Raw genomic sequence first — 21369 nt, 5'->3', positions numbered from 1 at the left:
ATTGCCAAAAGAAAAGGGTCCCCGCTGCCAGTGCAGCGGGGACCCTTTTTGTGTTGAGAAAGAAGGTGGAGTCGATTTAAGGAACAACCAAGCGCTGGCTGCTCGTGACGCCGCCTGCCGTGAGCTGCACCAGGTACACGCCGGCGGGCAGGCTGCCCAGCGGGCCCAGCGCCAACGTGTGGGGGCCGGCCGGGGCTAGTGGTACGTCGGCCAGGGTGCGCAGGCGCTGGCCGGTGGGGCCATACAGGGCCACGCGCACGGCCGCGGGCTGCGCCAGCGAGTAGCTCAGGGTGAGGGGCCCGGCCGTGGCGGGGTTCGGAAACAATTGCATACCGGTGCTGGCCGGGGTGGCGGCGGTGGTAGCCAGGGCCCCGGTGGGCACCAGCTCCACGTCGTCGAGGCTGCAATAGTTGCCGGCGGCGGCATCGGAGCGCAGGCCGATTTCGCACTGGCCGTTGGTGACGACTACGCCGGGCACCTGCACCTGGGTCCAGGTAGTGGCGGTGGGCAGGGTCAGGTTTTGCTCAGTGGCCGCGCCACCGGCTTGGGCGTAAAGCTGGCAAGTGCGCTGGCCGCCGCCGCTCTGCACCCAGGCGCGCAGCGTGTAGGTGCCGTTGGGGAGGTTGCTGATTGCCTGCGAGGTACGCACCTGGTAGGCCGTGGCCTTGTAGTGCGTGAGGCGAAACTGGCTGCTGTGGCCGCCCGTTTCGGTTTTGTCGGCATCGGCGTCGCCGGTGGTGGAGGTGGTGGCCCAGCCCAGCGGCGTTTGGGTGGCGGCCGTGTACTCGAAGCTGGGGTTATTTACCAGCGGTGCGGCCGGCGCGGGCAGGAAGCCATCGAGGGCTACGGTGGCGCGGTTGTCGGCGCCCCAGGCGCCTTTGTTGTAATTCTGCCAGTTGTAAACCTGTGGCTCCCAGTATACTACGCCGAGGCCCTTGTTGCCGGGCACGGCCTGCGTTCTGGCAATGAGGTCGAGCAGCATCTGGCGGGTGGCGATGGGAATGTAGTTGTCGAGGCCGACTTCCACCACCATCACTTCCTTGCCGGGGTAGCGGGCCACCAGGTCGTTCATGTTAGCCTGGGCCTGGGCGGTGAAGGTGGGCCAGGTGTCCCCGTTGGGGTACAGCGAGAGGCCCATCACGTCCCAGCGCGCGCCGTTGGCTTGCAGGCCATCGAAGTAGTAGCGGAAGGCCCCGTTGTCTTGGCCATTGGCAAAGTGCGCAATGACCTTGCTGGTGGGACTCACCGCCTTCACGGCCGCGTAGCCCTGGTCCACAAACTGCGCAAAGTTGGTGAAGCCGTTCACGGTGAGGCGGCCTTCGGGCCACAGCATACCGTCGTTGGTTTCGTTGCCCACCTGCACCCACTCTGGGGTGATGTTATTGGTTTTCAATAAGTTGAGCACGCTAGCGGTGTGGTCGTACACGGCCTGCTTGAGCTGGGCCACGGTGTAGCCCTGCCAAGCCACGGGCTTGGTTTGCCGGCCGGGGTCAGCAAACTCGTCGCTGTAGTGAAAATCGATGAGCAGGCGTTGGCTCAAGGCTTGGGCACGCTTGGCCTTGGCCAGCACGTCGGCCGCGTTGTTGTAGCCGCCGGGTGGGTTCACCCATACCCGCAGCCGGATGGTGTTCAAGGCGTAGTCGTTCTTGAGCAACGCCAACAGGTCCTGCTGCGCGCCGGCCTTATTGACGAATTTGTAGTTGGCGGCCTCCATCTCGGTCAGCCAGCTGATGTCGGCTCCTTTGGCAAAAGCCGGGGTGGTTTGGGCAGCGGCGGAGTGCCAGCTAGCCAGTAGCAGCACAAAGGCCGCCAAACGGGTAAAAGTGGTCATGAAAAATAGGGTGGGAAAAAGTAAAAAATATTGAATTGAAAATTATGAATGTTAAAAGAACGTCATGCTGAGCTTGCCGAAGCATCTCGCTCGCATCATTGCACGACTAATCCCAACAATGCGAGCGAGATGCTTCGGCAAGCTCAGCATGACGTTCTTTTGTGTCCCATTGCTTAACAATTGCGGAATCAAAAAACCGGTTTCTATGCTACTGCACTACCACCGATTCCAGGTCCACCCGTAACGGCTCGCTGAGAGTAAGTGGTTGCGCAACAATTACTTGCACCACCTCCACATCGGCCAGCCGGAAAGCCGGGCTACTGGCAGCAGTATAAGTAAGCGGTAAAAAGCCGGGGTAGGGGCGGGGCGTGAGCAGCAGCGGCGCGGGCCGCAGGGTGCTCAGCGGCACCCGCGCCTCGGTAGCGCCCGCCACCAGCGGCACGGCGGCTTCGTAGGCCACGGCATCGCGGGTCACCAGCACTACGCGCAGCTGGGTAGCAGCTGGTTGATTGCTGCTAACCTTGATAACCAATTCCTTAAAGTTGCTTAGGTCGGCCACGCGACCGGCCGTCTTATCGCCCAGGTAAGCGCGCACGGCGGCGGCGGGGCCAGCCGGGGGGGCAGGCTTTCCCGCTTTGGGTGGGGTCACTACCAGGCGCAGGGCCAGCGCGCCGCTGGTGGTGGTGGCGTAGTCGGTGTAGGCCCCATCGGCAATGCCCTTGGCCTCCACGGCGTCGTGGTCGAGGGCGGCGGTGAAGAGGGGCAGCGGCGCGGTGGCAGCCACCAGCGGCACCTGCCAGGGTGCGGCCCCGGCGTAGAAATCCCAGTCGCGGGGCGCGCCCGGCTGGCCACCGGGGAAGGTTAGCGCCGGCTGGCCCGCCCGTTTCAGCACCACCCAGTAGCGCAGCAGGCCGGGATAAGTGAGAGCGGCCGGTACGCTGGCCATCAAGGTATTAGCGCCCAATGGCTGCATGAGCAGCGTGCGGGTGGGGCCGTAGTAATGCTGGGCCACCAGCAGCACGCTGTCCTGAGGGCCCGCGCCGGCCACCGTGGCCGCGACGGTAAGCGGCTGCCCGGCCGTGGCCTGGGCTACCGGCTGGTGGCGCACCTGCGGCGGACCGGCCGTGGCGGGCGGGGCCACAAATTCGCCCAGGCGGCGCGGGCCGTCCAGGGTTTGGGCGGTGTAGGCGCGGGCGTCGCGGCCGGCTTGGGTGAGCAGGTAGGCCCCGGGCCGCACGGTGAGGCCCCCGGCGCTAGCCTGGTTTTGCACGGCGTTGCCTTCGTTGAGGCCTTTCACTTGAAAGTCAGCGCCTAAGTCGGCCAGCGCGATGGTCAGGGGCTGGGCATTCCACTCGATGCGGGTCACGGCTTTGCGCAACGAGGCGGTGGCGAATGGGTCGCTCACGTGCACGGCGTCGGGCATCACTTCCAGCCGCCACACGCCGGGCGCGAGCTGGTCGAGGAAGTACGCGCCGCTGCCGCCGTACTGCACCACCCGCGACGAGCCCACGCCCGCCACGTGGCGTAGCGCGGCCGGTCGCACTGGATTATCGTTTGTGTTACTGGTGTAATAAAATTCGGCCGGCGTGTTCCACTCACTCAGCTGCCGGCGGTAGCTCACTAGCGCCGGGCCCACCACCGAGTCGGCGGGGTAGCGCGGCACCGCCTGCCCGCGCGCCATGCCGTGAAATACCTTGCTGGCTACCAGCATACTAAGCGCCTTGGCCGGCGTGTAGGCCAGGTTAAGGTAATGCGTCTGATACTCGGTATTGGCAAAGGCGATGCCCAGCGGGTCGTAGGCAAACTGGGTGGCCCACTGGAAGCCCGCGGCCCGGAAGCTGCGCGCCATGCTGGGGTACATGATGGGCTGCAACACGTCGGCCGACTCAAACTCGTACACCATTTTGGCGCGGGTATCGAAGCGCTTGTCGCCGACGTAGGGCAGCGGGTATTGGTCCACGTAGGGCAGGAAATTGCCCTTTAATTCGTGGCCGCTCACCAGATTTTCGGGGTACCACTGAAAGCTGAAGCCTTGCACGTTAGCATCCAGAATGGCATCTTTCACCGCCGGGCTTTCGGCAATGTTGTAGAAAATGGGTTTCGCGTAGCCCGTGGCGCGCATGGCGGCCACCATGCGGTTGGCAAAGCTGAGCACCGGGGCCAGCGGCGGGTGGTAGTTGGGCTCGTTGCACACCTCGTAGGCAATGATGTCGGGGTCCTGCCGGTTGAGCAGGCCGGTGTACTGGTTGCGGTGGTTGAGAAACTGCCCCAGGTAGTTTTCCTGGGCCTTGATGGCGCGCGGGTTGGTGTAGGCCTGCCCCTTATTGTAGATGCTCGAAAAGCCCGGCCCGGTGTTTTTGGGCTCGGGGTAGGCGTTGCCCCAGTAGGCAATGGGCGTGAGAATAATCTTGATGCCCCGCGCTTTGAGCTTGGTAATCAGGTAGTCGAGCAGCCGCAGGTGGTCGTTTTGCTGCAAGTTGCCCAGCGTGTCGGTAATCTCAATGTCCCACACGTGCAGCCGAAACGCATCGAGCCCCAGGCGGCTCAGGTGGTACACGTCCTGGTCGATGGCCTTTTCGCGGTCGGCCCCCACCACACCCAGCGCCCGGTATGAGTAGGCAAACGGCGCGGTGTAGTTCACGCCAAACAGCGCCACTTCGCGCTTGGTTTTTTGCCAGCGCAGCACGCCCTTGGCATCCACAAACACGTCGCCTTGGGGCGGCTTTTCGGGGGTTTGGGCGCTGGCTGAGAGGGTGAGTAGGGTGGTTAATAGAAGAAGGTAGCAGCGCAGCATTATAACGTAATTAACTGTAAATGAGGAAAAAAGAACGTCATGCTGAGCTTGCCGAAGCATCTCGTTCGCACCGTTGGGATTAGTGACCCTAGCGGCGTGGTAGAGATGCTTCGGCAAGCTCAGCATGACGTTCTTTTTGCCTCAACAAAAGAAAGAGCCTAGCCCTCGTGGAAGCTCACCAAGTCATCGATAGGGGAGCGGATAATCTTGCCCACCTGCATGCCGTGGCCATTGGCTACCTGCGTGAGCGCATCGCGAAAATTATACCCCACCGAGCCAATGCAGTTGAAGGTATACTTCTGGTAATCAGGGTAGTGCAGCACAATATTCTGGAAGAATGCCTCGAAGGCTTCCACCACAATCTGGCGGCAGTAGCTCACGTTGTTGTGGTCGTAGGCAAACTTGGCGAAGCTGGCCAGAAAGCGGTTGGGCAGTGGCTGGTTGTAAAGCCGGTCGATGATGTCGTTGCGCGTGCCCAGGTGGTATTCCTCCTTTAGCGCCTCCTGCAAGCCATCGGGCAGCAGGCCGCGCAGGTAGTCGCGCAGCAGGCGCTTGCCCAGAAACGAGCCGCTGCCCTCGTCGCCGAGGAAGTAGCCCAGCGAATCCACGTTGTACGTGATTTTCTGGCCATCATAAATGCACGAGTTGGTACCCGTGCCCAAGATGGCCGCGAAGCCCGGCCCGTGGCCCAGCAGCGCGCGGGCGGCGGCCAGCAGGTCTTCGGTTACCTCAATCTTGTTGGCGCCCGTAAAAATCTGGCGCATGGCGGCGGCAATCACCTCCGCCTTGGCAGGGCTCGACACGCCCGCGCCGTAGAAATAAATCTCGCGCACTTCGGCGCGGGGCAGCGTGTCGGGCAGGTTTTTCGTCAGCGAACTAACGATATCCTGGGTGTTGACAAAATCCGGGTTGTAGCCTTCCGTGTTGAAATACACGCGCTGGCCCGCGTCGGAGAGCTGGCACCAGCTGGTTTTGGTCGAGCCGCCGTCGGCAATTAATATCATGGCAGTAGGAAAAGCGAGGAGTAATGGGCCGCGAAAATAGCGCCTAGCGGCCCAGTTATTCCTAGCGGCCGGCCACGTTGGGCACGGTGCTGGCCGTGGTAGAGGGCAGCAAGTCAATCCAGCCATCTTCGCTCACCACGATGGCCAGGCATGGGTAGGGCGACGAGCTGACGTAACGCACGGCTGAGTTGTAGCGCGCCCCGCGGCTGCTATCACCCTTCTCGGTAGCCTGCCCATCTAGAATAACCCCAATGGCGTGGCACACCCCACTGGGCTCAATAAGCACTGCCCCGTCGATACTACTAGCTTGGCGCAGGATGGGGGCCGTCATAGGCCGGGGCACCACCCGGAAGCACTGGCGGCGCAGGCGCTCGGCTTCAGGCTTGGCCCCCGCCGTAATGCACAGCATGGTGCCGTGGCTCTGGTTGGAAGCCTCCAAGGCCAACTCCCAGAGGTACTCGCCGCCCTCGGGCGATATTTCGGGAAATACCTGGCGGATAACGCGGGCAAAGTTGTCGGCCTGCACCTTGCCCTGGGGCAGGCGTGGCGTGTTGCTCACCACTCGCATCAGGGTGTGGCCGGCGTGGCGCAGCTCCCAGCCGTAGTGGTTGGTAAAATGCACCGTGGCCAGGGGCTCGTACTGCGGCGAATTCTCGGCCACCGGGTGGCCCAGGCCAAACACGTGCGCCGCATCCGATACCAGGCCCGTGGCCCCCTCCGTAAGCTCCAGTAGCTTGCGAATGGAGCGGTGGTCGCGCAGGGGCACGGGAGTTTCCAGGGTGAGCACCGGCGTGATGGCCGCGTGCTGGCGGCGGCCCAGCAGCATGGTGCCGCGGCCTTCGTCGCCCTCGTGGCGCAGGGCAGCCACGCCCAGGCAGGCATCATACAGGCCGTGGGCGTTGCCGGGCGAGATGCGCAGCATCAGGCGGCGGCCCGCGCCGCGCAGCACTTCGTTGTAGTCGCGGTCCAGCACCGGCTGCTCGTTGTCGGCGGTGTCGGCCTCGCGCAGGGCGCGGGTGCACTCATGCAAGAATTCCAGCACCGCCGCGTGGGGCAGCGACGAGGGCCGGTTGGGCCCCGGCTTGCCAGGCAGCGTATAATACGAGTCGTAGGTATCGGACGACAGCTGCATCACCACCACCACCAGGTAGCCATTGAGGCTGAGGGGCGTGGAGCAAAAGCAGCGGCGCTTTTCACCGCGCCGGGCTACCATTTCTTGCAGCACCTGGTCGGTGGCCTTGCACACCAGCTCGTACCAGTGCTGCTTTTCCATGCGGTCGTGGTCCTGCGGGTGCAGGTGGTACACGTTGTCGCGCGGGCTCATGTCGGCAGCTTCGAAGGCGGCGGCCAGCGTTTTGATGTTGCCAAACTCGGCCGGGCCGTAGCGCAGGCTAGTGGGCTCAACCACTACGCTCGCCGGGTCGTCTTCCTCGCGGCCTGATGCCAGGCCCAGCAAAAAAACCTCGGGCCGCAAGTTGCGGTCGAGTAAATTAAAAATACCCTCGGCAAATAGCTGGGCCGAGACGCGAAAAAGGCTTTGGTGTTCCCACATAGGTGGCAGTCGGGGGGCGATGGGGCGATGGCCGCCAGGGCCGGAAGGGCCACCCACGCATACGCAGGCGACACTGGCTTTTTGCCCATACGTAGAAAACCGGCTAATAGTAACGTTTTCGCGCCAAAGGCGTCACATTTTACGTATCCCTGTTTGTACCTTCGGGTGGCCAACGCGCGTGCCACCAAGCCTTCACCTTCTCCCCAGCTCCGCCTATGCTCTTCATCGACATGCTTTTGGTGATGGTGGTCGCGCTCTCGTTCATCCCCATCATGACGGGCTACTGCGCCGCCTCGCGCGGCCGCTCGTTCTGGCTCTGGTTTGCGTTGGGCTGGCTGCTGCCCATCGTGTCTTTCCTGCTGCTGTTTGCCCTCATCGCCCGCGATGAGCTCGACCCCGGCCGCCAGCTGCTGCGCGACGCTCAGCAGATTTTGAAAGAGGCCGAGAAGAAAGAGGTGCGTAGTCAATGACTAGGAAATATTAACTTATGAACACTTTTGAATAATAGAGAAATAATTGAGACTCAGGCAGCGTGGGTAGTTCAGACGCTGTCGTCCCAAGGGTATGCACTAAATTTCACTATTCAAAGCTTTGCAGAGTTAGACCGTCTTTTTGCAGAGCACTCAATTGATGGCCGTGCAACAGCTTGGCTGCGAGCCTATCCGCGTAGTATTCTATTCGCGATTGGCGCCTATGTCGGTGAAACGCTGTTGCGAAATATAGTGGGCACGAAGTGGCAGGTTGAAGATGGTGAGCTGTTACAAAACGAAAATATCGGCTTGCAATTGCCAAATGGTGCAATTTGCTGGCCTATGAGTAGAGTTGCTAGTCGCTTCCGTAGTGGGGAGGAGTGCTCTATTCATAGCTATGGTAGTATGATGTGCCAGTACAATTAAGGCTAGGCACGCTAAGCCCCTAACGTCAGCTGACGAATTATTGAAGCCGCCACCCAGGCCCCGGTACTGAAGCAGCCTTGCAGGAGGTAGCCGCCGGTGGGGGCTTCCCAGTCCAGCATTTCGCCCGCTACGAAGGTGCCGGGGCGGCGGCGCAGCATTAGGTGCTCATCAACCTCTTCAAACGGCACGCCGCCCGCTGATGAAATAGCCTCCGCCAGGGACCGCAGGCCCGCTACCGGAATCGGCAGCGCCGTGAGGGCCGCCAGCAGCTCGCCCGGCGCGGGCGCCAGCTCGCGCAGCAGCGTGGGCACGGGCGGCTTGAGGTGCAAGGCACTGGCTAAGAAGGCCGGTAGCGAAGTGCCCGCCCGCCGCTGCGCCAGGCGGCGCGCCAGCTCAGCGGGGGGCAAGTCGGGCTTCAGGTTGAGGTGCAGCGTGGCGGGGCCGCCGGCGGCCAGCGCCGCCCGCACGGCGGGCGTGAGCGCGTACACGGGCGTGCCCTCCAGGCCGTAGTCGGTGAGCATGATTTCGCCGCGCACCGTGTGGCCGCCGCAGCTGAGGGCAATGTTTTTGAGCGGGGCGCGGCCCACTTTCTCCTTGAAAAAGGCCGACCACGCCACTTCGGCCCCGCAGTTGGCGGGCTGCCAGGGCTGGCTGGGCACGCCAACTGCGGCCAAAAGCGGCGTCCAGTGGCCGTCGGAGCCAGTTTGGGGCCAGCTGGCGCCGCCCAGCGCCAGCACGGTGACAGCGGGCTCCAGAGTAAATTCTCGGCCGGTTTTCTCGTCTGCAAAGCGCAAGCCGTTTTCGCCCGCGAAGCCCAGCCAACGGTGGCGGGTGTGCAGCGCAACGCCCAGTTCGCTCAGGCGGCGCAGCCAGGAGCGCAGCAGGTCGGCAGGCGTGTGCTGCGCCTCTGGAAACACGCGCCCGCTGCTGCCCACGAAGGTGGTAATGCCCAAGTCGGCGGCCCAACTGCGCAGGTCGGCGGGCGAAAAACCTGCCAATAACTGGCCAAAGAAGTCGCCCTGTGCGCCGTAGCGCGCTGCAAAGGCAGCCGTATCCTCCCCATTAGTGAGGTTGAAACCACCGTGGCCCGCCACCAAAAACTTGCGGCCCACGGTGGTTTTTTGCTCAAATACCCGCACCCGGTAGCCGGCCTCGGCCAAGCGCTGGGCGGCCAATAGGCCGGCCGGACCACCGCCCACCACAGCTACCAACGGGGCCGTAGCACTGGCCAAATGAGCGGAAACAAGGGAGGGCATGGGGCAAAAATACGCGTCTCTAGTTCGAGGCGGGAGGTGGCTGCTTGGGCCACTGCACGGCCAACCCCTCCAGGTTACCTGGGCAACAGCTTGCCGGGGCCGCCCGTATTTTGGGGCCATGAGTTCTTACAGTATCCTGATTGGCCTGAGTCTGGCCGTTATTCTATCCTATCTATTTAACCTGGCTTCGCGGGCCACGCGGGTGCCCTCTGTACTGCTGCTGTTGCTCACCGGCATCGGCCTGCGGCAGTGGGCCGAATACCAGGGCATTGACTTCCGGGTGCCCAAAACACTGTTGGAGATATTCGGCATTATCGGCCTGATAATGATTGTGTTGGAGGGTGCGCTCGACCTGCGCTTGAGCCGCGACAAGATACCGCTCATCCGGCGCTCATTTCTGGCGGCGCTCGTGATGCTAATGGCTCAGGCCGCCGCCATTGGCGGGCTGCTGCATCTGTGGCTGGGGGCCAGCTGGCAAACCTGCCTGCTCAACGCCGTGCCGCTGGTGGTTATCAGCAGCGCCATCGCCATTCCGAGCGTGGCCGGCCTCACCGGCGACAAGCAGGAGTTTATCGTCTACGAAAGCACGTTTTCCGACATCCTGGGCATTATGCTCTTCAATTTCGTGGACCAGGAAGACTTTTACCAGGGCCAGGGCTTGCTCACCTTCGGCCGGGGCGTTCTATTGATTCTGCTGGTGGCCGTTGTAAGTACTGTGGTGCTGAGCTTCTTACTAGGCCGGCTGCGCGAACACGTCAAGTTCTTCCTGCTCTTTGCCTTCTTGATTTTGATGTACAGCCTGGCTAAAAAGCTGCATCTCTCATCGCTGCTGCTGGTGCTGGCCTTCGGCCTGGCCGTGAACAACGCCGACCTACTGCTGGGCTGGCTGCGGCTGCGCACCGGCTGGCGCGGCATCACGGTCGAGGACCTAGCCCCCGACCTGCACCAGCTCAAGAGCATTACGGCCGAGTCGGCGTTCCTTATCCGCACGTTCTTCTTCCTGCTCTTCGGCTACTCCATCACCCTGGCCAACCTCATGAGCTGGCAGTTGCTGGAGCAGGGCCTGCTGATAGTAGCAGTGCTCACCGCGCTGCGCTTTCTATACCTGCGCTTCGTGGCCAAAACTGACCTCATGCCCGAGCTTTTCATCGCTCCCAAAGGCCTGATTACGGTGCTGCTTTTCTACAGCATCCCAACCCAGCACATCCTCGGCGATGTGAGCGAGAATATTCTGTTCGTGGTCATCCTGCTCACCAGTGTGTTGATGATGGTGGGGCTGATAGTCAGCCACCAGCGCCAAACGGCGGCTATTGAGTTTTGACGGTTTTTGGCTGTCATTGACCGTCCGTCAGTAATCGTTTGTAAGTTGTCATTTGTCATTGCGAGCGCAACGCAGTGGAGCGCGGCAATCGCACCAGAATTATTGACGAACAACTGGCGTGGGCATCGTTCTGGTGCGATTGCCGCGCTCCACTGCGTTGCGCTCGCAATGACAAACGATTATTCTACACCTGGCCTTCCTCAATCAGCTCTCGGCGATAACGGGCTAGTATAGTGGACTTTACAATAAATCCCAGGTACTGGCCCTCGTCGTCACACACGGGCAGCGAGGTACTATCGGTGCGTTCCAGCAGGTCTAGGCAGTGCTCTACGCTGTCGGTAGCGTTGATGACGGCCACGGGCTTTTGCATCAGTTCGCTGAGCTTGATGGTGGTGTAGTGCGCGTCGTCGAAGAGCGTGTCGCGCACCATATCGAGGCTGATGACGCCGCGCAGCAGCCCGGTTTTACTCACCACCGGGAACACGTTGCGGCGGGCGTGGCGAAACACGTCCACCAGTTCGCCGAGGGTGGCGCTGGGGCGCAGGGTCAGGAAATCGGTATCGAGCAGGCGGTGCAGGTCGAGGCGTGAAAGCAGGTCGCGGTCGCGGTTGGCGTACACGTCCACGCCCTTCAGCGTGAGCTTGCGCGTGTATACCGAGTAGGGCTCGAAGTGCTTGGTAATGAGGTACGAGAAGCTCGTGACGAACATCAGCGGCACAAATAGCGCGTAGCCGCCCGTGATTTCGGCAATGAGAAAGATGGCTGTGAGCGGCGCGTGCACCACGCCCGCCAGCACCCCCGCCATGCCCAGTACTACAAAATGCACCTCCGGAATGGCCACCAGCCCGGTCATATTTACAAGCCGCGCAAACAGGAAGCCGGCCAGCGCGCCCGCCACCAGCGACGAGCCAAACATGCCGCCGTTGCCGCCCGCGCCCACCGTGACGCTAGTGGCCACCACTTTCATTAACATGGTGAAAAACACCAGGATAAGGAGCAGCCACACGTTGCTATCGCCATATACCGAGAACAGGCTGCCGTCGGTGAGGTCCTGGGCGTTGCCGGCCAGTAGCTTCTCCACCACCGTAGTGTAGCCCTCGCCGTAGAGCGGCGGAAACAGGAAAATGAGCAGCCCCAGCGCCGCGCCGCCCGTGAGCACTTTCTGCCAGCGCAGCCCCGGCCAGCGCTCCCAAAAGTGGTCGAACCAGTGGTACGTACGAATCATGTACACCGAGAGCATCGCCGTGAGTAGCCCCAGCAACAAGTAAAACGGCACCGTATTGAGCACCCACGAGTTGGTAATGAGCGCAAAAGGCTGGCCGGCATAAAGAGCTTTCGACACCACCGTGGCCGTGGCCGACGAAATAAGTAGCGGAATAAAATACTGCGCCGGCAGCTCCAGCAAAATGGCCTCTACTGCAAACAGCACCCCCGCAATGGGCGCGTTGAAGATGGCCGCTACCCCCGCCGCCGCCCCGCAACCCGTGAGCAGCCGCCGCCGCCGCCGGCCCGCCCGCAGCACCCGCGCCGCGTTGGAGCCAATGGCCGCGCCCGTCACCGAAATCGGGGCCTCCGTGCCCGCCGACCCCCCGAACGACACCGTAAGAAACGCCGTAACCAGCTGCGAATAAATTTTGGAGCGTGGTACAATGGCGTTTTCGCGCGCCGTATTATAAATGATGGGGCCAATGCCCCGTCCCAAATTTCCACCCAGCAAGTACTTGGTTACCAGCACGGTAAGCGTAATGCCGATGATGGGGTAAATGGAGAGCGCAAATACCCGGTTGGGCTCCGTTACGGCCGAGGCCAGGCGGGCCTGCTGCCAGTGCACCGCCGTTTTGAGGGCCACCGCCGCCAGGCCGGCCAGCACGCCCACCAACCCCGCCAGCACCACCACGTACACGCGCTCGCTCACGTGGCGCAAGCGCCACAATAGCAAGGGGTTGAGCAAGCGGTGGACGAGGCTCTTCTGCATAATAATAGGGGAATGCCTTACCCGGCATTGTCATTGCGAGCCTGCGAAGCAGCCGCACCTGAACGATTTACGTCGCGCTGCATTGTTCGGGTATCGGGCGGGTGCGATTGCTTCGCAGGCTCGCAATGACAGACGAGTTTAACACTAGGCATAGCGCCCCCGCAAAAACCTTACCGCGCGCAAATTCCCCGGTAGGGGCAGTACTCGCACTTGGCCAGGTCGTCGGTTTTGCGGATGGGCTCGGCGGGGTCCAGCATGCGCAGGGCCAGGCGGCTGATAAGCACAGCGCTGGCTTGCAAGAAGTTGGGCTCGCCGGTGCCTTCGGTGATGAAGTCGAGGGGGGCGCTGAGCAGGCCTTCGTCGATTTTGCGCAGCGACATAATCGCCGCCTCCGAGCCGGGCGGCGCGGGGTGGGTTTCGTCGCTTTCCAGCATGAAGCGGTAGAGCCAGAGCTGGCGCACCTTGTCGGCCCCGCTGCTCGATTCGGTGAGCAGGCGCTCCACGGTGTCGGGGGCGTTGAGGGGCTTTTGGGTGCCGCGCAGGTTGAGCTCGCGGCGCTCCACGAGGCCGGTTTTGTAGTCCACCACCCGGCGGCGGCCGTCGGGCAGCGCGTCGATGCGGTCGGCGCGGCCCCGCAGGCGCACGGGCAGCCGGGTGGCGCGGCCCGGCAGGTCCACAAACACGGTGGCCACCAGGTCTTTTTCCTGGCCCGCAATGCGCAGCGGCAGCAAGCCCGGCTGGCCGGGCAGGCTTTCCAAGTACTTGCGAATGAGGCGGGTAGCCACCTGGCCCAGCACGTGGTTGAGGCCATCGTCGGGGCGGGCCTGGCGCTCTTCGCCTTCCTGGCGCAGTTGGCGCGTTACTTCGGCGGGCACCTTTTGGATGATTTCGGGCAGGTCGGCGGCCGTGAGGTCGCGGTTTTCCAGTTCAAACGGCTTGAGCAGCTGCTCCAGCGCATCGTGCACCACGGTGCCAAAGCCATCGGCCCCGAGCGCCTCCTCTACCTCGTCGTTTTCCTGAAACTTGGCCAGGCGCGAGAAGTAAAACTTGAGTGAGCAGCCCAGGTATTCATTGAGGGCCGAGGGCGAGAGGCCGCGCTCCAGCACCCCGCGCAGGCCGGTGAGCATGGCCTCATCCTTTATTAAGGACAAGTCGCTGGTTAAATGAGAATTAGGTGTGAAGAGTGAGGGATTATCGCCGTCGTTGGCTAATTCTTCATTCGAAATCCTTAACTCCTCATTAATAAGCACTTCCACCGTTTGGTCTTCCAGCACCAGCCGCGGGTTTTGGGGGGCCAGGTCGAATTCCAGCTGGCGCAAAAACCGGCTGCGCTCGCCGGTGCGCACGCCCTCGGCGCCCGGCAGCACGTGCACCAAATCGACGCGCCCGGCGCGCTGCAACAGCCGCCAGAAGTTGTAGGCTGCGTTGGCCTCCGCGTCGGCGTAGGTGGGCAGCCGAAACTCGGCCAGCACATCGTAGGGAAACAGCGAGTTTTGGCGCTTGGGCGGCGGCAGCGTGTTCTCGTTGCAGCTCAGGATGATAACGTGGTCGAAGTCCAGAGCCCGGGTTTCGAGCAAACCCATGAGCTGCACCTGGGCCAGCGGCTCGCCGGCAAAGGGCAGGCGCGTGCGCCGCATCTGGTCGTACAAGAAGCGCCGAAACGAGCGCACGCTCAGCCGCTGCGCCCGGCTGCTAAACGCCGAGTCGAGTTGCCGCACCAAGGTATAAAACAGGTAGAGGTATTCGGTTTCCATGCCCTCGTGGGCGTGGCCGTACACTTGCTTGAGCAGCTCAATGAGCGTGTAGCAGGCCGTGATAATCTGGTCGCAATTGTCCCAGGTTTTGAACAACGCCTCAATGAGCGGGTGGCCGTGGCCCAGGCGCAGCAGGTCGGTGGCGGGCAGCAGCACCAGGTGGCGCTTCACAATCTCGCTGCAAATGTTGTCGAGCAGCTTGTGGTACTGCGGCTGCTCGGGCTGCGCATCCTGCCACTGCTGGTAGCGGCGCAAAAACGGGTGGGCCAGCAGCTTGCTCACGGCCAGGTGGTGGTACTTGGGCACGCCGTAGTCGGGCCCCGGCTCGCCCTCCCGAATGCCGGTAAGGTGCACCTCAAACAGCAAATCGACGAGGTTGAACAAGGCCGTGCTCTGGAAGCTGAGGCCCATCGTCACGTTGAAGTCGGGTACCAGCTCGGCGGGCGGCAGGCCGTGCAGCACGGGCAGCAGCAGGGTTTCGTCGGGCAGCACCACGGCCACGGTGGCGGTGGGGTTTAGCTGCCGGGCCTCGGCCAGGAGCTGGCCGGCCAGCTTGCCCTGCATGCTGGCGTTGGCCACGCCCAGCATGCGCAGGTGGTGGGGGCGCTCGCGCAGGTGCTCCTGGTAGGTGAAGGTGTCGCGGGGCAGGTCCCACTTTTTCCAGTAGCCGCGCAGGGCCTGCCCGGCGCGGTTGGGCGTGTCGGCTTCGAGGTAAAAGGGGTCGCCGTCGAAATAAACGTCGGCCCGGCCCACCTTGCGCAGCAGCGTAATAAACGTTTCCTCGGCTTGGCTGAGGCCGCCCAGGCCCACAAATACGTGGTGGGCGGGCAGGGGCCGTTTCACGTCGGCCAGCTCGGCGCGCAGGCGCTGCACGGCGCGGCGGTAAGCCAGGCCGGGGTAAGCAAGGTGCTGCTGCTTAAGGAGTTTCTTGAAGCGCAGATATACCCGGTGCAGCTGCCCCCAGAAGCCGAAGTAGCGGTCGAGCCCCGTGGTTTTCAGCTCGGGGTCGAGCTGCCAGCGCTCTAACGCCTTGGCCTCGGCCAGGTAGGTAAAAATGGCCTTGGTATCGGCCAGGTGCTGGTCGAGGGCCGAAAAGTCTTGCAGCAGCAGCCCCCCCCAACCCACAAAGTGGTCAAACTGCAAGTCGGGGTCAATGGCCTTAAAGATGTCAAACAGCAACAGCTGCAAGGCAATGGGCTCCTCCACCTGCACGCTGGCGCGCTCCACCAGGTAGTCTTCCATGGCTGCAATGCGCGGCGACCATAGCGCTTGGCCCTCGGGCGTGGCCAGGGCCAGCTCGTTTTTGAGGTACACCACGGCGCGGCGCGTGGGCACAATCACCACGAGGTCGGCCAGGGCCTCGGCGTCGTGGGTGGCCAGCAGCTCGCGGGCCACGTCGGCCAAAAAAGAGAGGGTCGAAACCGGGGCCGCCCGCGGGGGCGCGGCCGGTAGGGGAGAGGGCAGCATACCACTCAAAGATACAGCCCGTACCCCCCCAGCCAGGACCGCGCTTGGCGACGAACGGCCGTTTTTGCCCGGCAAGCCAAGCCATTCATCCGGTAAGCCAGAATGGTCGTCTACCTAGCGCCTGGGGCAAAGCGTGGCGGCAGCGGTGACCTTTAACCGTTGCCCGCTTGCGCAGGCCCGGCCGCCCGAAGCTTCATCGGGCGCTGGTTCTGCCCGGCAGGCAGCATTCACCCTCTCTATATTCTGACCGCTATGAACTACACAACCACCACCGCTCCGCGAGCGGAAGGCCAGCTGGAAACTCCCTTTCTAGCCGGGGGCTGCACGGGCTGCTGGGCGGCCGGCTACTGCGCCGGCTTTGCGCCCAACAGTTTTGTGCAGCCGCCACCCGCCTGCCCGCTCACGCCTGGCGCGGGCTCCCGGCATGCCGGCCGCCGCTAGGCCAGCGCCCCAAAGGCCTGGCCTTTTCTAAAAACCGTGGTGCTGCCTATGGGTGGCACCACGGTTTTTTGCTTTATATGGTTACTTAATTTATGGTAATAATACAATAAAATAAACATTTATTCAGCTCGGCTAACCTGGCTAGTCGAGCCAAGTTAGTGCATCTCATTGCGCGTAGGCAAAGAAAATACTTTGGTTCGGCTACGAAAAGCTAGTATTGGTCTAAAGCGAAGGATGCTAAAAATCCAACTAAGGGGCGTGCGAGTAGGTAGGGCTCTGGCTGCCCTACGGCTAGCCGTGCGCTCGCCCCTTCTTTCTGCTATCATGTACTGCTCTACTATACTAACTGCTGCTAAACCAGCCGGGCCACCCCGCCCCACCGGGGGCTGTGGCAACTGCTGGGCCGCCGGCTACTGCGCCGCCTATTCTCCGGCTAGCACGCAGGTGCCGGCCAATTGCCCGCTCGGTATCACTTCCGAGCCTGCTAACGTGCCCCCGCTGCCGCCCGTGCGTGGCACCGTAGCCCCCGAAACCAGCCCTACCCTAAGCAGCGCCAAGCGCCCCTGCCGGATAAGTGCCAAGCTTACCCTGGTGTAAGTAACTTTATATCAATCAATTAACTGCATAGTAGGTAAAAAAGCGCGTTGTAAGGCTTCAAGAAAGCGAATGCGTCCGTAATGGCCCGGTACGTACTGGCAGCTGCCCAGCACTAGCCCCGTTGCTGCGGCCAACTGCTGGCTGCCGGTAACTTCACGGCTCAAACCGGTTTGCCTGCTATGCCCCTTTCCCTACGCGCCACCGCCCGCCTGGCTTTGGCCTTGCTACTTGTTAATTGCTCCTTGCTCCTTGCAAAAGCCCAGGCCCCCAAAACCTATACCTCGTCCGAAATACTCCTGGGGCTGAAAAAGCTCAACGTGGTGGGCTCGGTGATGTACATCGCCGCCCACCCCGACGACGAAAACACCCGCCTGCTGGCCTACCTCGCCAACGGCCGCCAGCTCGAAACCAGCTACCTCAGCTGCACCCGCGGCGACGGCGGCCAGGACCTCATCGGCCCCGAGTTGCGCGAGCAGCTCGGCGTCATCCGCACCCAGGAATTGCTGGCGGCGCGGCGCATCGACGGCGCACACCAGTACTTCACCCGCGCCAACGACTTCGGCTTCAGCAAAACTTCGGCCGAAACCTTTACCATCTGGGACAAAGAGCAGGTGCTCGCCGATATGGTGTGGGTTATCCGCCAGCGGCGGCCCGATGTGCTCATCACCCGCTTCCCGCCCGATGCCCGCGCCGGCCACGGCCACCACCAGGCCAGCGCCATCCTGGCCGCCGAAGCCTTCGACGCCGCCGGCGACCCCAAGCGCTTCCCCGAGCAGCTCAAATACGTGCAAGCCTGGCAGCCCAAGCGCCTGTACTGGAACACCGGTAGCTTCTTCGTGAAGCCCGGCGAAAACATGGACGGCTACCTCAAGCTCGACGCCGGCGGCTACAACCCCCTGCTGGGCCAGAGCTACGGCGAAATCGCGGCCCGCTCGCGTTCGCAGCACCGCAGCCAGGGCTTCGGCTCGGCCGCCCAGCGCGGCGAGGCCATCGAGTACTTCCAGTTCGTGAAAGGCACGCCCGCCAAAACCGATTTATTCGAAGGCATTGACCAGACGTGGAATCGCGTGCCGGGCGGCGTGGCGGTGGGGAAAATGGTGAGCGAGGTGACTCGGACGTATGACGCGGCGAATCCGAGTGCTAGTGTGGCGGGGTTAGGAAAGGCTTACGAGGCAATTCGGCAACTGAATGCGGGAATGAAATTCCATTTTTGGCAGGATGAGAAGATGCAGGCCATAGCTAACTTAATGCAGATTTGCTCAGGCATTTATGTCGAAGCAATTGCTGCTAATTCAACAACTGTGAGTGGAGGAGAAACGATAGTAAATTATGAAATTGTAAACCGTTCAGCATATCCGATTAAGCTTAAAATGGTATCCATCAGTAGGCCATCCTTCCCTGGTGACCCAGCAATGAATGAGCTTGATGGCCCTGAAACAGATGCTACGCAAGCTACTGAGCTAAGTCAAGGCCAGCGAGCAAATGGAAAAGTAATGGCCAAGGGTCGTAATAACTTTCTGATTTCTCAGCCTTACTGGCTGCGTGAGGCGGGGTCGATAGGAATGTATAAGGTTGCAGAACCTTATGTTATACCTTTTAATCAAGCAGTAGGAGCCCCGGAAAATGCTGCTATTTATTCTGCACAATTCTCAATTTCTATCAACGGTGGGCCTAGTCAAATTTTTACCGTTCCAGTTCAATACAAGCATACAGACCCCACATTAGGTGAACTCTATCAACCACTCGTAATTGTGCCGCCGGTGCTGGTGAATATCCCCGCTGCCCGCGCCTACGTCTTTGCCGACCAGCAGCCCAAGCAAGTGCCCGTGACGCTGCGTGCCGGCCAGGCTGGGATAGCCGGGTCGCTGGCCTTGCAGGTGCCCAGCGGCTGGCAGGCCGAGCCCGCCACGGTGGCGTTCAATCTCAAGAACAAGGACGACGAGCAAACCGTCAATTTCACCCTGCGCCCGCTGGCCGGCGCGGCCGAAGGCAAGAGCGAGCTGCGCGCCGTGGCTACCGTGGGCACCGAGAAATACAGCCGGGGCATTCAGCAGATAATCTACCCGCACATCCCGACCCAAACGCTGTTCCCCGAGGCCACCGCGCCGTTGGTGAAGCTGAACGTGGCGCGTGGCCACACCAAAACCATCGGCTACCTCATGGGCGCCGGCGACGAGGTGCCCGAGGCCCTGCGCCAGCTCGGTTACGCCGTAACCCTGCTCGACCCCGCTACCGACCTCACCGCCGCGCAACTCGCCCGCTACGACGCCTTGGTACTCGGCGTGCGCGCCTACAACACCCTCGACCGCCTCAAAACCCAGCAGCCCGAGCTGCTGAAATACGTCGAAAACGGCGGCACTATGCTGGTACAATACGTGGTGAACCGCGGCACCATCCTGCCCCAGATTGGCCCATACCCCCTCACGCTCTCCGCCGACCGCGTAACCGTGGAGAACACACCCGTTACCTTCCTCAACCCCAGCGCCCCGGTGCTCAACACCCCCAACAAGCTCACCCCCGCCGACTTCGCCACCGGCTGGGTGCAGGAGCAGGGCCTGTACTACCCCTCGGCCTGGGATACTCATTACCAAGCGGTTGTCGCCAGTCACGACCCCGGCGAGGCCGACAAGCAAAGCGCCATTTTGGTGGCGCCCTACGGCAAGGGCCGCTACATCTACACCGGCTTGTCGCTGTTTCGGGAGCTGCCGGCGGGCGTGCCCGGCGCGTTCCGTGTGCTGGCCAATTTGGTAGAGTCGGGCGGGAAGTAGGGGTCGCCCTCCGCGTAGCACCCCACCCCCCGGCCCCCTCCCCTCCGGGAGAGGGGGAGCCAAGGCGGCGCAGTTGGTAGCACATTTTCGTAGGTTCAGCTTTTACCTTGCAGGCCGTTTGCTAACAGAAGCAAGCGGCCTGTTTTTCATTTAGCCAGCCTTCCAGCGCTGCGCCGCCGTGGCTCCCCCTCTCCCGGAGGGGAGGGGGCCGGGGGGTGGGGTGCCACGCGGAGGGCGACCCTAGTACCGTGCTCACAGTAGAAAAAATCGGCGGCACCTCCATGTCCGCCTTCGCCGATGTTCTTCAGAACATCATCTTTCACAACCGGGCGGGTGCCGCCCTCTACAACCGCATTTTTGTGGTGTCGGCCTACGCCGGCGTCACCAACTGGCTGCTGGAAAATAAGAAAACCGGCGCGCCCGGCGTGTACCACCGCATCACCGAAAACCAGGAGTTTCGGGCTGCGCTGCAAGAAGTAGCCGGCAAGCTCAAGGAACTCAATAAAACCTACGCCCCGCTGGGCCTCGACCTGACCGCGGCCGACGCCTTCGTGGATGAGCGCCTGGGCCAGGCCCAAACCTACCTCGAAAGCCTCACCAACGTGCTGGCCTCGGGCTACGTCAACAGCTACAATATCTTGCAGGCGGCCCGCGAAATCCTGGCCAGCATCGGGGAGGCGCACTCGGCCTTCAACTCCGTTAACATTTTGCAAAACAAAGGGGTACACGCCACGCTGGTGGACCTCAGCGGCTTCGATGATGCCCAGCCGCTCACCATTGACGAGCGCATCAAGCAGGCTTTTGCGGGTATTGATTTTGCCAGCACCATCTGCATTGCCACCGGCTACACCAAGGGCACCGAGGGTATCATGCGCGAGTTTGACCGCGGCTATTCGGAGGTGACTTTCAGCAAGATAGCCGTGGCCGTGCGGCCCCAGGAGGCCATCATTCACAAGGAATACCACCTCTGCTCGGCCGACCCCATGCTGGTGGGCGTGGATGAGTGCCACCCCGTGTGCTTCACCAACTACGACGTGGCCGACCAGCTCGCAGACGTGGGCATGGAGGCGATTCACCCCAAGGCCTCCAAGCCCTTGGAAATCAACGCTATCGACCTGCGCATCAAAAATACCTTCGACCCCGAGCACCCCGGCACCCTCATTACCCGCGATTTCGTGGCCGACCAGAAGCACGTGGAAGTCATCACGGGCACCGACAAAGTGGTGATGATTGACATCTACGACCCCCTCATGGTGGGCACCGCCGGCTTCGACCTGCACCTGATGCAGGCGTTTTTTGACCTCGATATCAGCTATATCTTCAAGGCTACCAGCGCTAATAGTATCTCGCTGCTCATCTGGCAAAAGGATTTGAAGCCCCAGCTTATTAAGGAGTTGGAAGCGAAATACGAGAAAATAACCGTCGAAAACTCGTCGATGGTCTGCCTCATTGGCTCCAATATCGACCAGCCCGGCCTGCTGGCCCGCGCCGCCGGCGCGCTAGCCGAGGCCGGCATCAACATCCGCAGCGCGGGCTTCGCCCTGCGTAAGGTGAATATCCAATTTATTCTGGCCCGGGAAGATTACAAAGAAGCCATTATCGCTCTAAACAAAGCGTTGGGGTAAGGGGGGCGGGTAGCTATAAAAAAACGCCATGCAGACCGAAGGGAAGCATCTCGCTCACGCTGTTGGGTCAATAATCCAACGATTTGGG

Annotated in this window: 14 protein-coding genes; 7 read left to right on the top strand and 7 right to left on the bottom strand. The window is 62.0% G+C overall.

All coding sequences use genetic code 11. From position 1 onward, the window contains the following. Positions 1-76 precede the first annotated feature (76 nt). The 4 genes from ACYVGC_RS20855 to ACYVGC_RS20840 form a co-directional block, all read right to left on the bottom strand. Positions 77-1831, bottom strand: a complete 1755-nt coding sequence (locus ACYVGC_RS20855) for a glycosyl hydrolase 53 family protein (protein ID WP_460585799.1) — start codon at positions 1829-1831, stop codon at positions 77-79. A gap of 208 nt (positions 1832-2039) precedes the next feature. Then, on the bottom strand, positions 2040-4625 hold the full coding sequence (locus tag ACYVGC_RS20850) for a membrane or secreted protein (RefSeq protein WP_460585798.1): 2586 nt from the start codon (positions 4623-4625) through the stop codon (positions 2040-2042). A gap of 158 nt (positions 4626-4783) precedes the next feature. After that, the gene (locus ACYVGC_RS20845; RefSeq protein ID WP_460585797.1) at positions 4784-5629 is read right to left on the bottom strand and encodes an N-acetylglucosamine kinase; all 846 of its coding nucleotides are present in this window, start codon (positions 5627-5629) and stop codon (positions 4784-4786) included. 61 nt (positions 5630-5690) lie between these two features. Beyond that, positions 5691-7181: a diadenylate cyclase gene (locus ACYVGC_RS20840; RefSeq protein WP_460585796.1), complete on the bottom strand. Its 1491-nt coding sequence runs from the start codon at positions 7179-7181 to the stop codon at positions 5691-5693. A 215-nt stretch (positions 7182-7396) separates the two neighbouring features. On the opposite strand from ACYVGC_RS20840, the gene ACYVGC_RS20835 reads away from it, so the two are divergent. Then, complete coding sequence (locus tag ACYVGC_RS20835) at positions 7397-7651, top strand: hypothetical protein (protein ID WP_460585795.1); 255 nt, start codon at positions 7397-7399, stop codon at positions 7649-7651. A 27-nt stretch (positions 7652-7678) separates the two neighbouring features. Continuing rightward, the gene (locus tag ACYVGC_RS20830) at positions 7679-8077 is read left to right on the top strand and encodes a hypothetical protein (RefSeq protein WP_460585794.1); all 399 of its coding nucleotides are present in this window, start codon (positions 7679-7681) and stop codon (positions 8075-8077) included. 11 nt (positions 8078-8088) lie between these two features. Here the strand turns inward: ACYVGC_RS20830 and ACYVGC_RS20825 are convergent, their stop codons facing one another. Then, positions 8089-9333, bottom strand: a complete 1245-nt coding sequence (locus tag ACYVGC_RS20825; protein ID WP_460585793.1) for a BaiN/RdsA family NAD(P)/FAD-dependent oxidoreductase — start codon at positions 9331-9333, stop codon at positions 8089-8091. A gap of 118 nt (positions 9334-9451) precedes the next feature. Between ACYVGC_RS20825 and ACYVGC_RS20820 the strand changes: the two genes are divergently transcribed. Further along, positions 9452-10654 (top strand): cation:proton antiporter, encoded by a 1203-nt coding sequence (locus ACYVGC_RS20820; protein ID WP_460585792.1) that lies wholly within the window; start codon positions 9452-9454, stop codon positions 10652-10654. 184 nt (positions 10655-10838) lie between these two features. On the opposite strand, the gene ACYVGC_RS20815 is transcribed toward ACYVGC_RS20820, so the two are convergent. Together ACYVGC_RS20815 and ACYVGC_RS20810 are read right to left on the bottom strand one after the other, a co-directional pair. Next, complete coding sequence (locus tag ACYVGC_RS20815; protein ID WP_460585791.1) at positions 10839-12629, bottom strand: chloride channel protein; 1791 nt, start codon at positions 12627-12629, stop codon at positions 10839-10841. 170 nt (positions 12630-12799) lie between these two features. Further along, positions 12800-15850 (bottom strand): PD-(D/E)XK nuclease family protein, encoded by a 3051-nt coding sequence (locus ACYVGC_RS20810; RefSeq protein ID WP_460585790.1) that lies wholly within the window; start codon positions 15848-15850, stop codon positions 12800-12802. Between the two features lie 252 nt (positions 15851-16102). Here ACYVGC_RS20810 and ACYVGC_RS20805 point away from each other — a divergent pair, with 252 nt between their 5' ends. From ACYVGC_RS20805 to ACYVGC_RS20790, 4 genes are all read left to right on the top strand, one after another. Continuing rightward, the gene (locus ACYVGC_RS20805; protein WP_460585789.1) at positions 16103-16291 is read left to right on the top strand and encodes a hypothetical protein; all 189 of its coding nucleotides are present in this window, start codon (positions 16103-16105) and stop codon (positions 16289-16291) included. 324 nt (positions 16292-16615) lie between these two features. Next, the gene (locus ACYVGC_RS20800; RefSeq protein WP_460585788.1) at positions 16616-16888 is read left to right on the top strand and encodes a hypothetical protein; all 273 of its coding nucleotides are present in this window, start codon (positions 16616-16618) and stop codon (positions 16886-16888) included. Between the two features lie 179 nt (positions 16889-17067). Then, complete coding sequence (locus ACYVGC_RS20795; RefSeq protein WP_460585787.1) at positions 17068-19656, top strand: PIG-L family deacetylase; 2589 nt, start codon at positions 17068-17070, stop codon at positions 19654-19656. Between the two features lie 248 nt (positions 19657-19904). Continuing rightward, a complete protein-coding gene (locus tag ACYVGC_RS20790; RefSeq protein WP_460585786.1) occupies positions 19905-21281 on the top strand; it encodes an aspartate kinase in 1377 nt (458 codons plus the stop codon). The last annotated feature ends 88 nt before the right edge of the window (positions 21282-21369 follow it).

It is taken from the genome of Hymenobacter arcticus (assembly GCF_054779975.1).
The sequence above is the reverse complement of the archived record's forward strand: the minus strand, read 5'-3'. Positions and strand labels throughout refer to the sequence as shown.

What these genes read in the sequence shown, in the direction of transcription:
- ACYVGC_RS20855 (WP_460585799.1), bottom strand. Translation starts at nt 1,831, where the DNA reads ATGACCACTTTTACCCGTTTGGCGGCCTTTGTGCTGCTACTGGCTAGC.
- ACYVGC_RS20850 (WP_460585798.1), bottom strand. Translation starts at nt 4,625, where the DNA reads ATGCTGCGCTGCTACCTTCTTCTATTAACCACCCTACTCACCCTCTCA.
- ACYVGC_RS20845 (WP_460585797.1), bottom strand. Translation starts at nt 5,629, where the DNA reads ATGATATTAATTGCCGACGGCGGCTCGACCAAAACCAGCTGGTGCCAG.
- ACYVGC_RS20840 (WP_460585796.1), bottom strand. Translation starts at nt 7,181, where the DNA reads ATGTGGGAACACCAAAGCCTTTTTCGCGTCTCGGCCCAGCTATTTGCC.
- ACYVGC_RS20835 (WP_460585795.1), top strand. Translation starts at nt 7,397, where the DNA reads ATGCTCTTCATCGACATGCTTTTGGTGATGGTGGTCGCGCTCTCGTTC.
- ACYVGC_RS20825 (WP_460585793.1), bottom strand. Translation starts at nt 9,333, where the DNA reads ATGCCCTCCCTTGTTTCCGCTCATTTGGCCAGTGCTACGGCCCCGTTG.
- ACYVGC_RS20820 (WP_460585792.1), top strand. Translation starts at nt 9,452, where the DNA reads ATGAGTTCTTACAGTATCCTGATTGGCCTGAGTCTGGCCGTTATTCTA.
- ACYVGC_RS20815 (WP_460585791.1), bottom strand. Translation starts at nt 12,629, where the DNA reads ATGCAGAAGAGCCTCGTCCACCGCTTGCTCAACCCCTTGCTATTGTGG.
- ACYVGC_RS20810 (WP_460585790.1), bottom strand. Translation starts at nt 15,850, where the DNA reads ATGCTGCCCTCTCCCCTACCGGCCGCGCCCCCGCGGGCGGCCCCGGTT.
- ACYVGC_RS20805 (WP_460585789.1), top strand. Translation starts at nt 16,103, where the DNA reads ATGAACTACACAACCACCACCGCTCCGCGAGCGGAAGGCCAGCTGGAA.
- ACYVGC_RS20800 (WP_460585788.1), top strand. Translation starts at nt 16,616, where the DNA reads ATGTACTGCTCTACTATACTAACTGCTGCTAAACCAGCCGGGCCACCC.
- ACYVGC_RS20795 (WP_460585787.1), top strand. Translation starts at nt 17,068, where the DNA reads ATGCCCCTTTCCCTACGCGCCACCGCCCGCCTGGCTTTGGCCTTGCTA.